Origin of the sequence: Paenibacillus sp. AD87, assembly GCF_001659845.1 — a bacterium.
GTDB classification, from domain to species: domain Bacteria; phylum Bacillota; class Bacilli; order Paenibacillales; family Paenibacillaceae; genus Paenibacillus; species Paenibacillus marchantiae.
Genome location: NZ_LXQN01000007.1, coordinates 1488660 through 1503927, shown reverse-complemented (window position 1 = coordinate 1503927; position 15268 = coordinate 1488660). Strand labels below are relative to the sequence as shown.

Genomic DNA, 15268 nt, shown 5'->3' with positions numbered 1-15268 from the left:
TCCCATCCATAATGAACGTTCAATTAACCGAGCACTGTGAGCAATTTGTCTTTCTCTTTCACAGATGCATCCTTCGTGCCCACTACATCCAGATAATTGGATGTGTTTGTAATAATAATCGGTGTAACCGTCTCGTATCCGGCATCCTTGATCGCTTGCAGATCAAATTCCATGATCAGATCGCCCACATTAACGCGTTCGCCATCTTTGACATGAGCGGTGAAATGCTGACCTTTCAATTGCACCGTATCCTGTCCGATATGAATCAGCATCTCAACACCATCATCAGTGACAAGTCCAATGGCGTGTTTGGTGCGATATACCGTTTGTACGACACCCGTGATTGGAGATACGACTCTGCCGCTAGTTGGACGAATCGCAATCCCTTTACCCATATGCTCTCCTGCAAAGGTAACATCATTGATCTCTTTCAGTTCAACCACTTCACCAGCTATTGGGCTGAAAATTTCATATCTGTTGTTCGGGTTTGGATCAAGTACAGGTGTTGGCGCTGGAACTGCGTCTGCTTTGTCTTTGAAACCAACAACATACGTAAGAACAAAACCAAGGATGAACGCAACCGCTGTAGCTACAAGAGCCATGTAGAACCCGGAATCAACGCCTGTTTTCGAGTTGATGAAGGTCGGATAGCCGAATACGCCAAGTCCGCCAAACATGTACATTTTCGATCCGAATAATCCTAGAATTCCGCCTCCAATACCACCTGCGATACAGCTCATGATAAATGGTTTTTTCAGTGGAAGTGTCACACCATAGATGGCTGGCTCAGTTACACCGAAGATCCCCGAGATGAAGGCTGGAATACTTAATGATTTCAATTTGGCATTCTTGGTTTTTAACATAACAGCGAGTACTGCACCAATTTGGGCAAAGGAAGCGGCGAAAGACATCGCAACCACTGGGTCAGAACCGGACGTACTCAGGTTCAGAAGCATGACTGGTACGAGTCCCCAGTGAAGACCAAACAATACAAACACTTGCCACAAACCGCCAATGACCAAACCTGTAACGAGTGGGCTTAATTCATAGATGCCTGTTGCTCCCGCACCAATCAATTGACCTGCCCATGTGGATATTGGACCAATTACAAGGAATGTTGCAGGAACGATAACCAGCAGTGTGAAGAATGGAACCAGGAACGTACTAACCACTTTAGGAATAACATTTTTGAAGAATTTCTCTATTTTCACTGCAAAGAATGTAGCGATAATGATCGGAATAACTGATGATGAGTAATTCATCAGGATTACAGGAATACCCAAGAACGTAATGTGAATTGGTGATTCAAATAATGTACCTGCGAACAACGTATACAGTGGATCACCCGCAGTCAAACCGGACAGCGTAGGATATACGAGTGTAGCTCCAATCGCCATACCGAGGAACGGTGAGCCGCCAAATTTTTTGATGGCCGTATAACCCAGGAATACCGGGAAGAAGTAGAACAGACAGTCGCCCGTTGCATTCAGCAGATGGTACGTACCTGATGTGTCCGCTATCCATCCGAAGGACAAAAACATGGCTGTAAAACCTTTGATCATCCCCGTCGCAGCCAGCAGTCCAAGCAGCGGAGTGAAGACACCAGAAATCATATCAATAAAGCGACTAAACAAACTTCCCTTGTTACCAGAACTTTCCTGTTCTTCTGGAACCTGGCCCTCAGCAGGCAGATTACCAGCTTTTACAACGGCTTTATATACATCCGGCACTTCATTGCCGATTACGACCTGATATTGTCCACCACTCTGCATGACGGTAATGACACCCGGCAGATTTTTAAGTTCTTCCGTTTTTGCAACGCTTTCATCTTTGAGTTTAAAGCGCAATCTCGTTACGCAATGGAATACACTGTTTACGTTTTTAGCTCCGCCTACACCAGACAAGATGTCTTTGGCCAGTTGATCGTAGTTCATAGTAATTCTCCCTCTCTAAGTAGACTCCCGATGCTTGTGAAACAAAGAAAACCTGAACTACTGAACATACACAACGCACCGAAAAATCCGGAAACAAGTCGTGATATTCAGCAATTCAGGTTTTGCCCTTAACGGTTGCAACCCTGTAAGGCTGTACACAGCGATATTCAGTTGTAGCATTAACAACTTCATCTTAAAGTAAGTTGCAACCCATCTTTACGGACCCAGAGTGGTCGGAAGTATCGGAATTGCCTGATTGAACAGTTACAATCCGATTGATGTATGCGCTTACTTTATGGATTCATAATATAATAACTTCTAATCTTTTGCAAGCGTTTTTTTAAGAATCTTTATTTTGTAATATCGTTACTCTGAAGTGGCATGCACCACACGCTCAATATGAATGGTTAAATACATCATTTCTTCGTTAGTCAGTTGATACGTGTAGTTATTTTCAATGAATTTTCTAATCTTCTCCGAGCACTTGTGCGCTTCAGGATACTTTTTCTGAATCATCTCGAATAACTCATCGTCGTTGTTGCTCTTATAATGCTTGCCTTTTACCAGCCGTTGGGCGAAAAACTTCAGATGAGTCACAAATCGATAATAATTCAATGAGTTCTCGTCAAAGTCCATTTTGAAATGATATTTGATGATCGTCAAAATCTCCTGCATGACCTGAGTCATGCTTCGGATGTTAGGCATCTCTTCGTTAAGTGCTGCATTTACAAAATGAAGTGCCATAAACCCCGCCTCATCTTCAGGCAAAAGCACACCAAACTGATCACAAATCATATTTAACGCTTCCAGCCCTACCTCATATTCGTCTTTGTAGAGCTGCTTGGTCTCCCACAGCAGTCCATTACGGATAGGCAGATTGTTACGATAACGTTCAATGGCAAAATGAATATGATCCGTCAGATGCAGATAGATGCTCTCGTTTAGCTTTTTCCCAAGTTTCAGCTTGGCATAGGCAATAATCTCTTCAGACACTTTCATGTATTCCAGTGGTATGCTTGCGATTAATGCCTTGAAATTTTCCTGAATATTTTCATTCTGTAAAGTAAATATCTTATCAATATGCTGCTCCGACACCTCATCGCCTGCTCGCTTCTGAAAAGCAATTCCCCGGCCAATAACGATGACTTCACGTTCATCTTTAATCGCAACTACAGCATTATTGTTTAACACCTTCTCGATCTTCACTTTATCCACTCCAATATACAGAAAAAGGCAAACCGTGCCTTCCATGAGGTCACTGGCCTTGCCCATTTCACTTCAATGTTAACTATATGTGCGTTCATGGTATTACATTTTTCTACAATGTGCAACAAAAAAATCGTTGATGCTTTTCAGCTAACAAATCACTCCATGAACGCATAAATGAATCTGTTTATCTGCTTTGTATTTTTTTCTGTTTGGAAGTAATCATTCTGAATCTATCCACCTTCTCAATAAGCACTCCCATAGCATGACGCCTTATCCATGGAATTATACTTGCACCCAGAGCTCCAAATCCAGAATTTCAATACCTGTCTGTGTTAGATCTGTATCATCCAGCCTACTCCTCGCCTTCCACTTCGTCCATTAATAAACCAAAATTTATAGATACGTTCATGAACATTTTCGCGCCAGTTCAGATAAAAAGTGCTTGCACTTATTCACTATATTTTTGATTATATGCTTCTTAAAATCCTGTTGAATTCGGATCATAAATAAACAAAAAAGCCCTCCTTAGAGGAGGACTTAATGTGTCCGAATGATGAAAAATTGCATACAAAAAAAATTAATTATCATTATTCCGTCACGCTTTTCTCACTTTTTTTTGCAGACATATATCATCTCATAACTCTCATCAGTCAACGGCGTACCTTGCCAATCGTTATAAAGATGTAAAATCTCGAATCCATTGGCACCCTATTTCTCCCTTTTCGTGTAGTCGGTTCATCATGATTTATTCTTTTTGCTTTCCTTCTCCAGCTCTGCTTCGATTCTTCGATTAATGATCTTCAACTGGTCCGAATCCAAGTGTTCGATATCCGTTAACTGTTTATCGATCTGGTACTCTTCCGCTTCGCCCTTGTGCATCAATCCTAGATGATGCTTGAAGGATCGAATATCCTCGCGCATACTCATGGTCTGACGATAATTGTCTGCAACAAGTGCAAATATAATCGCGCCTGCCAGAATCGTACCATATGGCATCAGAAGACACAGAACAAATCCTACTATTAGAGCCAAAATGATATACATGCTTTTCCCCTCCACTTTCAATTACAGTTTGAATCGATCTTGGATTAGCTGTGCCACGTCTTTCGGGCTCTTGTCAGTGTTATTAATCCGAATATAATGCTCATGCGTAATTTCTCCAGGCTCGGAGTTCAATCGATATTTCTCCAGGCTCGAAAGCAGATCCTGCTCGGACCATTCGACATTACGCTTCGTTGCTTTGTGCAGCAGCCGATGCGGGCTCTTGTTACGCTCCAGTCGTTCCGCCGGATCAGCCTCCAGTTCAACATAACATACCTCTGCACCTCTGGACTCAAACAACGCACTGACTTTGCGAATGTACTCCCAATCCTCTTTCATTTCGAATGCCCACACAAATGTAAAAATCAAACCGGGCAGCTCGCTCTTCGCCACTTCTTCAAAAATCTCCTGACGGAACAGATTAACCAGTCTCTTTCCTTGAGGTGTACCATAACTGAAGTAAGGTGACACCAGTTCAATCGTCATATGATTGTGAAACAATTTCAGATCGGTGATCTTCTCCAATTCCTGACCCACCGTCATTTTCCCCACAGCCTGTGGACCAAAAATAATGATGAACTTCATCCCATCACTCCTGTCATCAGCGATATGTATACCATTACTTGAATTTTCTGGACATTAGTCCATAATAACGCCTCTTCGACAAATAAAAAAGAGATTTCAAGTCACCCGCTGAATGTTCAGGGCTTGAAATCTCTTTTTCGGTTTTACTTTATATTCACCGTTACACAGTCTGCCCAACGTTAACGTCCGATCAGAACCCATCCCCACTTCATTCGACGAAGTCCCATGGCAATAATCCATGAGAGCAAAATCGCCACAACATAAGACAGCATAATACCAAGACTGAAGTGTGGGGCGAGTTCCACGGTGAGTTCTCTTCTCCAGAACAAGAGCACTAATGGGTGTATTAAGAATACACCAAACGCCACCGTACCCAAAGAGTTCAGAATGCGAGTTGTCCGATTAGATCCATTCTGTTTCCATGCACCTATTCGTTCACATACGATCAGTAAGAGTAAGCAGGCTGAGAGGGTAAACAGATTACGGAATAGAAATAGCAACGTATAGGTTAGCGCCGGAGTTGCGGCGAAAGCCGTTTTTATATAAGCATTACCGTAAATAAACACTGCTCCTCCGCTCAATAATGCAGCAATCAGCACGTAACGGTACAAGAACAATTTCTTCAAAGCCGCATCGAAGTTCAACCCAATCCATGCACCGAATCCAATAACAATCAGGTAACTGGGCAGCAAACTCCCCATCCGTGAGAAATGAAACTGCAAATGCAACGCGTAAAAAACAGCCTGCGCAGCAATAAAGAACAAAGGTAAATATCGATTAAATACACGATAACGTGTTAACGATAGAAGTAGTGGAAACACCACATAAAATTGCAAAATAATCAGAAAAAAATATAAATGCGTGTGTGCAGTACCGGTTAACAATTGCTCCGAGAACTGCTTCACATGTGCCAGAGGTTCTTTGCCTGCTAGCCATTGTTTGACGATAAAATAAATGAGTGACCAGGCCAGATAAGGCACAAAAACATAAAATAATCGCTTTTTATAAAAAGCGGGCATCCAGCCCTTTTCCTTTATCTTGGAGCTGTAATTGTAGAACAACACCAATGAGGACAGAAACAGGAATGCAGGTACGGCGAATTGCAGAAAGCTGTTCCAAAAATAATAAAAGTTATGATCCAACGTGTGCTTGGGATAATGTGCAACTGCTGTTGAAGTCGCATGAATGGCGACCACCGCCATAATTGCAAAAGCACGATAGAGATCCAGATACTCAATACGCCGGGGCCGATTAACCGGTTGATTCATAATAAAACCTCACTTATGCCTGATAGGATGATAGTTTCCGGCCGCAATCCAGATTCTAACCTTTATTTTAATCAGCAGACGTGGGTATTACAATCATGATCTATATTATTTTTGTTAAATTACAACAACATTCAGCATTATTCGACATTAGCTATTTACCTATCCAGAACCGCTCAACGATATTCCCGTCAGGTTCTACATAGTCTTGATCCTGGATACCCCCGTTACGAAGAATAACTCTTCTGGATGCCTCATTATGCGCGTCACATACCACTAATACTTTGGTAATCCCGAGATCTTTGGTAATTTCCAAGGAAAGCTTGAGGATCTCGGCACCGTATCCATTTTGCCGCTCGCCTGGACGAATTCCATAACCAATATGCCCTCCGCTATGGAACAGCTTCTCATTTAATTCATGTCGTATATTTACTGCTCCAACAACTCGATCACTCTCCGTCACGAGCCAGTATGTACTGTCCCTAACCCAGCCCTCAGGAATATCGATGCCTTGTTCACTGCGTTCCAAAAAAGCTAACATCTCTTCAAAAGGATAAGGTTCTTTCGAAATGACCCACGGTACCATTGATTCTCCGCTTGCAACCCAGTCTTCATAAAATGCTGCATACGTTTCTTTATATTCAGCTGAAGGTTTGACTAGTCTAACTTTTTCTTTGCTCATTCTAAATACGTCCTCCTTACTCATATTGATATTGCTATGCTCCTTCACCCTAATATACTAATTCACAGTCATGATGCTCCCAGACGTCGAACAGATTACCGTCCAGATCCTCGAATGTAAAGAACTTTCCGTATATGCCCTCATCACTAACTTTGCCAACACGAACTTGACTAGCAGTGAGTTCAGTATGGAGTTTAACGATATCGTCTGTAAAAAAGGTGATGACCCATCTCTTCTTCTGCTTCACTTGAAATACGGCTCTGGATTCATGATCACTTTCAATCAGATCGAGAATTGGTCTATTGTCTCTAAAGAGGCTGATATAGCCTTCTCTTGGCTGTCTAATATTAAATCCAAAATGGTTCACGAACCATGCTGCTGACTGCTCTACATTTGTTACAGGAATGACATTGTAGGCAATACCTAGAATTTTTCCAGTCGTCAACTTTATCTTTCTCCCTTCATTGCATTAATATTGTGGTCCTCGTATCAAAATGAAGAAAAATTTCTCTGTCCAAGTAAAAAAAAGAGAACCTGCGTGTGCAGATCCTCTACTCGGTCCAGCTTTCGCTATTATATTAGTTCACGATCCTGCTTGCGAATTCCTCTAATGCACACCGGTTATACTGATTCCACCTGTTGTGCGTGCAGTTCCTGCTCTGTTTTAACTACTTTATATGTGAATTGGTAGCTTCCTGATCCCAGAGCAATTCGTACATCCGATCCCTGAGTTTGAATTTCATGAATATCCGCTACTTGATCCAAAGCTTTTCCGTTCTCCAGAACTGTCTGTAAATCTGCTCCAGGAAGAAGGACCGTGCCCGTCGTATTGGCAGGAATGGTCACACGAACCTCTATCTCGTTATTATCGCGGCGATACCAGTTCGATGTGACAGAACCGTACATGGTCTCGAAACTCGCTTCGACCCACTCCAGTCCTGGTCCTGGTTTGGGCTCGATGTGTACGATGCGGAACCCGGGCTGTTGCTCATCTGTGTTAATTCCGGCAACATAACGATATAACCACTCCCCTATGGCGCCGTAAGCATAATGGTTGAAGGAATTCATGTCTGCACTCCACAGACTGCCATCCTCCCTGATTCCGTCCCAATGCTCCCAAACCGTAGTCGCACCTTGTGTCACTTGATATAACCAGGATGGATAATCTTCCTGAAAGAGCAGCGTATAGGCCAGATCATGATGTCCCGTATCACTTAATACCGGATTCAGATAAGGTGTTCCAACAAATCCGGTGGTCAGATGGTTTCCTGCGTCCGCAACCAATTTTCCCAATTGATCAATGGTACGTTTCCGAGCTGTAGAATCCAATAGATCAAAATGCAAAGCAAGTACATGCGCAGTCTGTGTGGGAACTGCAAGTTTGCCCGCAGGTGTCACAAATTCATCTTGAAATGCAGCAACAATGTTGTCATGCAGATTATCATAATAAGTTACATCTTCCGCCTGGCCTAACACCTCAGCAGTCTTCCGTGTTAGAGATACAGAATAGGCATAGAATGCAGTTGCTACAAATTCCTTATCTGTAGCCCCAATATAGCTGTCCGGCTTGGAATCCAGCCCGAGCCAATCCCCGAAGTGAAAGCCAGTATTCCACAAGCAAGGATTCTCTCCTTGAGCATGAATGTAATTAATCCAGCGCTTCATGCTGTCATATTGCTCGGCCAACAGCCTGACATCACCGTACATCTCGTAGATCGTCCATGGACAGATCACTGCGGCATCCCCCCAGGCAGCGGAAGAATGATTCGTATCCCCCCATCCGTCTGACGTGGAACTTCTCAAATCAGGAACGTAGAAAGGAATGCCTCCATCCTCCCCCTGATCCGCCTGCAGATCCCTCAGCCATTTGGTGAAAAAAGGCGCCGTATTCATCAGGTATGAGGATGTTCGTATAAACATCTGCGCGTCTCCCGTCCAGCCCAGCCGCTCATCACGCTGCGGACAATCTGTCGGTACGTCAACGAAATTCCCTTTTTGCCCCCACAATATATTGTGATGAAGCTGATTCACGAGTGGACTGGAGCTTTTGAAATCACCGGTTCGCTCCATATTGGAATGCAGAACTACACCTGCGAAATCCTCAAGCCGAATCTCATCCGGGAATCCAATCAACTTCACATAACGGAATCCCTGAAATGTGAAACGTGGCTCGTACGTCTCTACTACACCGCCTTTTAGGGTGTAACGAATGCACTGCGTTGCCCCACGCAGGTTGTCAGTGTAGAAATTACCCTGATGATCCAATATCTCGGCATGTAGCAACTCAACCGTATGCCCCGTTTCACCCTGAATGCTGAATCTCACCCAACCGACCATATTCTGTCCCATATCCAGCACACGTTCTCCCAGTGGAGTTGTAAGCAAGGCGATAGGTTTAATTTGCTCTATTGGCGTTACGGGAACGTTCTCTTGTGCAATAATAATCTCCTTCGAGTAATCCAGGACACGTACTGGCGACCATTGGACTGAGGATGAATCCTGCCAATCAGATTCCATACGTGCATCATACGTTTCGCCCATATAAATGTCCGAGCTGCGAATGGCGCTGGGGGAACTCTTCCAGTTTCGATTCGAAATAATATGTTCTTCTGAACCATCGGTATAATGAATATGAAGTTCCAGCAGCAAACCTGCGTTCGTACCGTATATCTCCTGCTTTTTCTCCCATCCCAAATGTCCTTTGTACCAACCATTTCCCAGATAAGCACCGAGTATATTCTGTCCATTCTGAAGCTGATCGGTAACATCATAAACCTGATATTGCAACCGCTTACTATAACTGGTCCAGCCCGGGGTGAAGTACGCTTCGCCCACTCGCTGATTATTCAGATGAAGTTCGTACAATCCAAGTGCAGTCACATATATTCTTGCCGAAGCTACAGGCTTTTTCAATTCAAACGAGGTACGCAGTCGTGGGCAAGACTCATCCTGCTGAGAGGAAGGATCGACTGTGATCCACTCCGCCTGCCAGGCATCTTCACTACCCATGAATCCCATCTCGAAATACGCTGTCTCCGACCAGTCTGATTCATCTCCTGCACGTTCCCAGGCACGAATGCGATAATAGTAGCGGGTTCGTGCTTCGGGCACCCAGTGCTCCAGTTCAACATGAATGGACTGATCAGAGCTTTTTTTGCCGGAATCCCACTCCATCTGAGCAAAATCTTCCGTCCGTGACAACTGAATTTGATAATCTGACTGTACACAATTTCTGAGATCGGATTGCAAATGCCAGCTTATCCTAGGCGACGTGATGTCTATTCCAATCGGATTTATTCTATACTCACAACGCAGATGACTTACGGTCAACATCAGAGAAACATCCCTTTCCATCGTGGTTTCCAATTCAAGGTTACGATATAATTATATCGATTCTGTGATCGGAAATACCCGGCAATGAGGACAGTTTAACCCGGTAATCTGGTCATTCCAACTAAGGAGGCTATTCCGTGAATCCAACCGTACAACTGTTCAAGAGTGAATCCTTTTTCCAGAATAATCTGAAGCTGTTCGTGAACCGATGTTCCGAGGATTTTGTGGTTCCTTTTCACGCACACGAGTTTGTTGAGTATAGTTATGTGGCAGAAGGAAAAGGCTTTCATCACATTGGTGACGATATTATTCCGGTACACAAAGGCATGTTATTTGTCATTCCAGTCGGCGTTCCTCATGTATTCCGCCCAGCTACTGCGAATGTATCAGAGCATCCACTCATTATCTATAACTGTCTGTTCAATTCCGAACTGATTCACACCCTGTCCATTATTATTCAGGAGGCGGAGATTCGAAATCATCTGACAGATCTGGAAAAGAATCGGGTTCCTTATGTATCCATCACAGATTACAGCCAGCGGATGGAAGAATTAATGGTAAAGCTGTACCGCGAATCTGCCGTTCCGGGAATCGGCTCTTCCACGATCCTGTATACGCTTGTTAGCCAACTCGTCGTGACGACGTATAGACAGATTCATCAAGCTACCTGCAATGAGAAGGAAAATGCGACTGATATGGAACATATCCTTCATTACCTGGACCAACATGTTAACGAACCAATCCGTCTAAACGAACTGGTGAAACTTTCTGGTTGGAGCGAAAGACATCTTGGGCGCATGTTCGTGACCCATACCGGCCGGACATTTGGTGCCTACCTGCAACATTTGCGCATACAAAAAAGCTGTGAATTGCTGAAGAATTCACAACATAAAGTCAGTTTAATTGCTGAACTTGTAGGCTACCGGGATGTAGATTCATTTTACGCCGTCTTTAAACGAATTACGGGAGAAACCCCTCAGGGCTATCGCAGGAACTTCAGAGCAGAACCATTGAATTAAATGTGTCCCTGCCTTCTGTTCCTTCTCAGGGTTCATTTCTTTACAGGATCAAACTTGCTCTCTTCACGCTCTGTTTCAAGCAGACGATCTACATAAGCCTTTGCACCTTTCCAAGAGGTCATCAATGGAAATTGATGCTGCTCCCGTTCGTTTATATTCCATGGATGAGGGATACAGATGACTTTTTTTCCGTCATTCAGCGCGGGTATCAGGTTATGTGCTCCATCATCAATTAACAGATCGAAGTTAATCAAGTTCTTCCGTTTACAGGTTATAAACTGTTCTGGAGATATGTATGGCATATGCTTCTGGAGCCAATTCCACTTCTCAACAACCGTTTTGGGCTCAGCCGCCGTTAGGATCAGCAGATCATAGGCTTGATGGAGCTTTTCCACCTCTTCTACTACATATTCATCGTAAATCTCCAGTTCCTCAAACAGCCCTGGCCGACCGTAAAATACATCATGTGTACATTCCGGATGGCGCATATGGGATGTATCCCAATGTATCATATCCTCATATCGCAGCGGATGGGTTGGGAAGTTGATGTTGTTATGATAGATGGCTCGCTTGACCAGATGACATATGGTGTCATCCATATCTACAGCAATAATAGGTTTCTTCATCTTGATCCCCTCCAATAGGATCACAGTATATCATCATCGTTGTAACAGCGCTATCCTTTTTGAGCTCAAAATAAAAAGCGGCCCCTGCGCCGCAATAACCGCTGCGCAAGGACTGCCCCCGAAATCAACCCAAATCTTCGCCATTCGTAGCGATGACGTTCTGATACCAACCAAAGCTCTTTTTCTTATAGCGATTCAATGTGCCTTGTCCGTTGTCGTCCTGATCGACGTAGATTACGCCATAACGCTTGGACATTTCCGAAGTGGACGCACTGATGATATCAATCGCACCCCAGTTGGTATAACCCATAAGGTCTACCCCATCCATGACTGCTTCTTTCATTTGTGTAATATGTTTTCTCAGATAATCGATCCGATAATCATCATTAATGGAACCATCGGCCTCTACCGTATCCTTGGCCCCGAGTCCGTTTTCCACGACAAACAAGGGCAATTGATAGCGATCATGCAGCTCTTTCAACGCCACACGAAGTCCAATCGGATCAAGCTGCCAGCCCCATTCTGTACGCTCCAGGTTCGGGTTCTTAATCGTGCTGTAGAGGTTGCCTCCAGTTACTCCATATTCCTCCGGATTCACTGCGGATACCAGCGATGTGTAATAGCTGAACGAGATGAAATCAACCGTATGCTCTTTCATAATTGCTTCGTCTCCTGCTTCCATCGCAATGGAAATGCCATGCTCAGCCCAATAACGAGCCATAAAGGTTGGATAACTGCCTCGCACCTGTACATCGGTATGCAGCAGGTTCAGCTGATTATCGATCTGAGCTTGCAATACATCCTCCGGCTTCGACGTTGCCGGGTAGTGAATCATGCGCGCAAGCATACAGCCAATCTGGAAGTCCGGGTTAATCTGACGCGCCTTCTGCGTTACCAGACTGCTGGCAACAAACTGATGGTGAAGTGCTTGATAGGAAGCTTGCATCACGTTATCGACACGATCTTCAATGATGCCTCCACCCGTGAATGGCTCAATAATGGTCGTGTTGATCTCATTAAATGTCAGCCAGTATTTCACCTTGTCTTTGTATCGATTCATGACAGTCTCGGCGTATCTTACAAAATGTCCGATAACTTCCCGTCCTGCCCAGCCGTTGTACTTCAATACCAATGACATCGGCATTTCATAGTGAGAGAGCGTCACGAGAGGTTCGATATTGTGTTTCCGCAATTCGTCGAATACTTCATCATAGAAACGCAATCCTTCTTCATTCGGCTCTGCGTCGTACCCGTTCGGGAAAATACGCGGCCAGTTGATGGATAGACGGAATGTCTTGAAGCCCAGCTCGGCGAATAACGCAATGTCCTCTTTGAAGCGGTGATAAAAATCAATACCGTAACGCTTCGGATATCCCTTCGCACTGTGGTGAGCCATCGCTTTCTCAACCGTTGCACTGGTCACGTGCATCAGTTCTCTAAGGTTGGTGTAATCCTTTTTCTCAAAATAAGGAACCATATCCGCTGTGGACCAGCCTTTGCCCCCTGCATCAAATCCACCTTCAGCCTGGTTGGCAGCAATTGCGCCGCCCCACAGAAAACCTTCTGGAAACCCTTGTCGATTGATCATGCGTATCTCTCCTCTTCTTATTGATGTCGTCTTAAGTTCGTCTTTAGACTTTAAATTTCAGCTCTCAATACTTCTTCACCGATTGTAATTGCACCCAATTTCACAGGCAGAACCTGCTTGTAATCTGCTGTATTCGTAACGACCATCGCCGTTGTAATGTCATATTCCTTGGCGATTTGATCAAGTTCAAACGTGAGTAACTTATCTCCGGCCTGTACACGTGCTCCCGTAGCGACATGGGCCTCAAAATACTGACCGCGCAGTTTCACAGTGTTGATCCCCACATGGATCAGAAGCTCCATTCCGTTATCACTGCGGACCACGATCGCATGTTTCGTTTTGAACACATTCATGATGGTACCTGTAACTGGTGACACCAGTTCGCCCAACGTTGGAATAAATGCCACACCTTTACCCATCAATTCATCGCCAAACGTTGGATCATTGACTTCTTTGAGTGCGATCGCTTGACCCGTCATCGGTGCAATGGCTACCGCATCACTCGTTGGTGTTGGAGCACCCATATCGTCCACGTTCACAGTTGCATCATTGTTGGACGGTGCTGCCGCTGGTGCCGTAGAAGCGCCTGGTGAGAATTGAGCCAACGCCTCGGCATCGCCCTCTTCTTCCTTGATCCCGAACACAGTAGACATAATTGCACCCACGACAAAGGCAAGAATCATACCGCCAAAGGAGTACCAGAAGGTTTGCCCGATCAGGGATGGTAGACCCGGAAGACCACCGTTACCTGCAAGCACATAAGCTTTGGCTCCAAAAGCAAGAGCGAATCCGCCACCCACTGCACTACCAATCATCGCAGCGGCAAACGGTTTTTTATATTTCATATTTACGCCGTACATAGCTGGCTCGGTTACACCCATCAGAGCTGTAAAGCTGGTGGACAATGCAACGGTTTTGAGCTTTTTGTCTTTTGCACGGAAGAATACGCCCAACGTCGCTCCGGCCTGTCCCATATTGGAGATGAACGTCAGTGGCAAGAATTTATCGAAGCCTAATGTAGCAATATTGCTCAGGATGATCGGTACGAGCGCATAGTGCATACCTGTCATAATAATGAGCGCCATCGCGCCGCCCAGAACAATCCCTGCAATTAATCCGCCTTCGTTCAGCAGCCAGTTAATACCACCGGACAAGCCGCTACCTACAAATGTTCCCAGTGGACCGATCGCAATTAGTGTTACCGGAACCATAACAAGCAAGGTAATCAGTGGCACAAGCAGCAACTTCAATGCTGCTGGAATAACGCGGTCAACCCATTTCTCAACATAAGACATCAGCCATACGGCAAGCAAAATCGGAATAACCGATGAGGCATAGCTGACAGCCGTTACCGGAATGCCAATAAACGCAACCGATTCACCGCTGGATAGCAATGCGCCCATATCGGGATACATCAGCGCAGTACTTAGCGCAATGGCTACAAACGGATTACTGCCGAATTTACGAGCGGCACTAACTGCGATTAGCAGCGGAAGGAAGTAGAATACGCCATCCCCAATGGCGGAAAGGATACGGTACGTGTCAGTGCCTGCTGACATCCACTCCAGGGATACGAATAATGCAAGCAATCCCTTGAGCATACCCGCAGCTGTAATCGCTGGCAGCATTGGTGCAAAGACACCCGCAATCGTCTCAAAAATATTAAGAATTACATTTTTACTTTTTTCCGGTTTAGGCTGTTTATTTTCTGTACTTTGCTGTATTGCCGGATGTTCCTTCACCATAGCATCAAATACTTTGGACACGTCATTCCCGATAATCACCTGGAATTGATCTCCTGAGATATTCGTTCCCATGACTTTATCCAGCTTCTTGAGTGAGTTATTGTCCACTTTATCGTTATTTTTCAGATCAAATCTCAGTCGTGTGACGCAATGATACACCGAGTTGATATTGTTTGTTCCCCCAACGGCTTTGATGATTTCCTGTGCCGTTTCCTGATGTTTCATGATCATTTCCTCCTCA

At 44.6% G+C, this 15268-nt stretch carries 12 protein-coding genes; 1 reads left to right on the top strand and 11 read right to left on the bottom strand.

Annotated features, from left to right (window positions below; genetic code table 11):
- Positions 1-23: 23 nt before the first annotated feature.
- The 8 genes from gpAD87_RS06865 to gpAD87_RS06830 all read right to left on the bottom strand — a co-directional run bounded on the left by gpAD87_RS06865 (position 24) and on the right by gpAD87_RS06830 (position 10049).
- Complete coding sequence (locus gpAD87_RS06865; protein WP_064637049.1) at positions 24-1934, bottom strand: beta-glucoside-specific PTS transporter subunit IIABC; 1911 nt, start codon at positions 1932-1934, stop codon at positions 24-26.
- A 366-nt stretch (positions 1935-2300) separates the two neighbouring features.
- Positions 2301-3140, bottom strand: a complete 840-nt coding sequence (licT, locus tag gpAD87_RS06860) for a BglG family transcription antiterminator LicT (protein ID WP_063563219.1) — start codon at positions 3138-3140, stop codon at positions 2301-2303.
- A 741-nt stretch (positions 3141-3881) separates the two neighbouring features.
- Complete coding sequence (locus tag gpAD87_RS06855; RefSeq protein WP_064637047.1) at positions 3882-4187, bottom strand: hypothetical protein; 306 nt, start codon at positions 4185-4187, stop codon at positions 3882-3884.
- Between the two features lie 21 nt (positions 4188-4208).
- Positions 4209-4769: an AAA family ATPase gene (locus gpAD87_RS06850; RefSeq protein ID WP_064637045.1), complete on the bottom strand. Its 561-nt coding sequence runs from the start codon at positions 4767-4769 to the stop codon at positions 4209-4211.
- 179 nt (positions 4770-4948) lie between these two features.
- Positions 4949-6037 carry an acyltransferase gene (locus gpAD87_RS06845; RefSeq protein ID WP_064637044.1) on the bottom strand — a complete coding sequence of 363 codons (1089 nt, stop codon included), beginning with the start codon at positions 6035-6037 and terminating at the stop codon, positions 4949-4951.
- A gap of 151 nt (positions 6038-6188) precedes the next feature.
- Positions 6189-6716: a GNAT family N-acetyltransferase gene (locus tag gpAD87_RS06840; protein ID WP_064637042.1), complete on the bottom strand. Its 528-nt coding sequence runs from the start codon at positions 6714-6716 to the stop codon at positions 6189-6191.
- A 49-nt stretch (positions 6717-6765) separates the two neighbouring features.
- Entirely contained in the window at positions 6766-7161 is a 396-nt protein-coding gene (locus tag gpAD87_RS06835) for a VOC family protein (protein WP_064637040.1), read from the bottom strand.
- Positions 7162-7337: 176 nt separating this feature from the next.
- Complete coding sequence (locus gpAD87_RS06830; protein WP_064637038.1) at positions 7338-10049, bottom strand: alpha-L-rhamnosidase; 2712 nt, start codon at positions 10047-10049, stop codon at positions 7338-7340.
- Positions 10050-10186: 137 nt separating this feature from the next.
- Between gpAD87_RS06830 and gpAD87_RS06825 the strand changes: the two genes are divergently transcribed.
- The gene (locus tag gpAD87_RS06825) at positions 10187-11068 is read left to right on the top strand and encodes a helix-turn-helix domain-containing protein (protein WP_064637036.1); all 882 of its coding nucleotides are present in this window, start codon (positions 10187-10189) and stop codon (positions 11066-11068) included.
- A gap of 32 nt (positions 11069-11100) precedes the next feature.
- Here the strand turns inward: gpAD87_RS06825 and gpAD87_RS06820 are convergent, their stop codons facing one another.
- The 3 genes from gpAD87_RS06820 to gpAD87_RS06810 form a co-directional block, all read right to left on the bottom strand.
- On the bottom strand, positions 11101-11694 hold the full coding sequence (locus gpAD87_RS06820) for a 5' nucleotidase, NT5C type (protein WP_064637034.1): 594 nt from the start codon (positions 11692-11694) through the stop codon (positions 11101-11103).
- A 124-nt stretch (positions 11695-11818) separates the two neighbouring features.
- Positions 11819-13282, bottom strand: a complete 1464-nt coding sequence (locus tag gpAD87_RS06815; RefSeq protein WP_064637032.1) for a glycoside hydrolase family 1 protein — start codon at positions 13280-13282, stop codon at positions 11819-11821.
- A 50-nt stretch (positions 13283-13332) separates the two neighbouring features.
- Positions 13333-15252: a beta-glucoside-specific PTS transporter subunit IIABC gene (locus gpAD87_RS06810; RefSeq protein ID WP_064637030.1), complete on the bottom strand. Its 1920-nt coding sequence runs from the start codon at positions 15250-15252 to the stop codon at positions 13333-13335.
- Positions 15253-15268 lie beyond the last annotated feature (16 nt).

Coding starts and splice junctions, on each gene's coding strand:
- gpAD87_RS06840 (WP_064637042.1), bottom strand. CDS start 6,716: ATGAGCAAAGAAAAAGTTAGACTAGTCAAACCTTCAGCTGAATATAAA.
- gpAD87_RS06830 (WP_064637038.1), bottom strand. CDS start 10,049: ATGTTGACCGTAAGTCATCTGCGTTGTGAGTATAGAATAAATCCGATT.
- gpAD87_RS06815 (WP_064637032.1), bottom strand. CDS start 13,282: ATGATCAATCGACAAGGGTTTCCAGAAGGTTTTCTGTGGGGCGGCGCA.
- gpAD87_RS06810 (WP_064637030.1), bottom strand. CDS start 15,252: ATGAAACATCAGGAAACGGCACAGGAAATCATCAAAGCCGTTGGGGGA.
- gpAD87_RS06845 (WP_064637044.1), bottom strand. CDS start 6,037: ATGAATCAACCGGTTAATCGGCCCCGGCGTATTGAGTATCTGGATCTC.
- gpAD87_RS06865 (WP_064637049.1), bottom strand. CDS start 1,934: ATGAACTACGATCAACTGGCCAAAGACATCTTGTCTGGTGTAGGCGGA.
- gpAD87_RS06820 (WP_064637034.1), bottom strand. CDS start 11,694: ATGAAGAAACCTATTATTGCTGTAGATATGGATGACACCATATGTCAT.
- gpAD87_RS06850 (WP_064637045.1), bottom strand. CDS start 4,769: ATGAAGTTCATCATTATTTTTGGTCCACAGGCTGTGGGGAAAATGACG.
- gpAD87_RS06855 (WP_064637047.1), bottom strand. CDS start 4,187: ATGTATATCATTTTGGCTCTAATAGTAGGATTTGTTCTGTGTCTTCTG.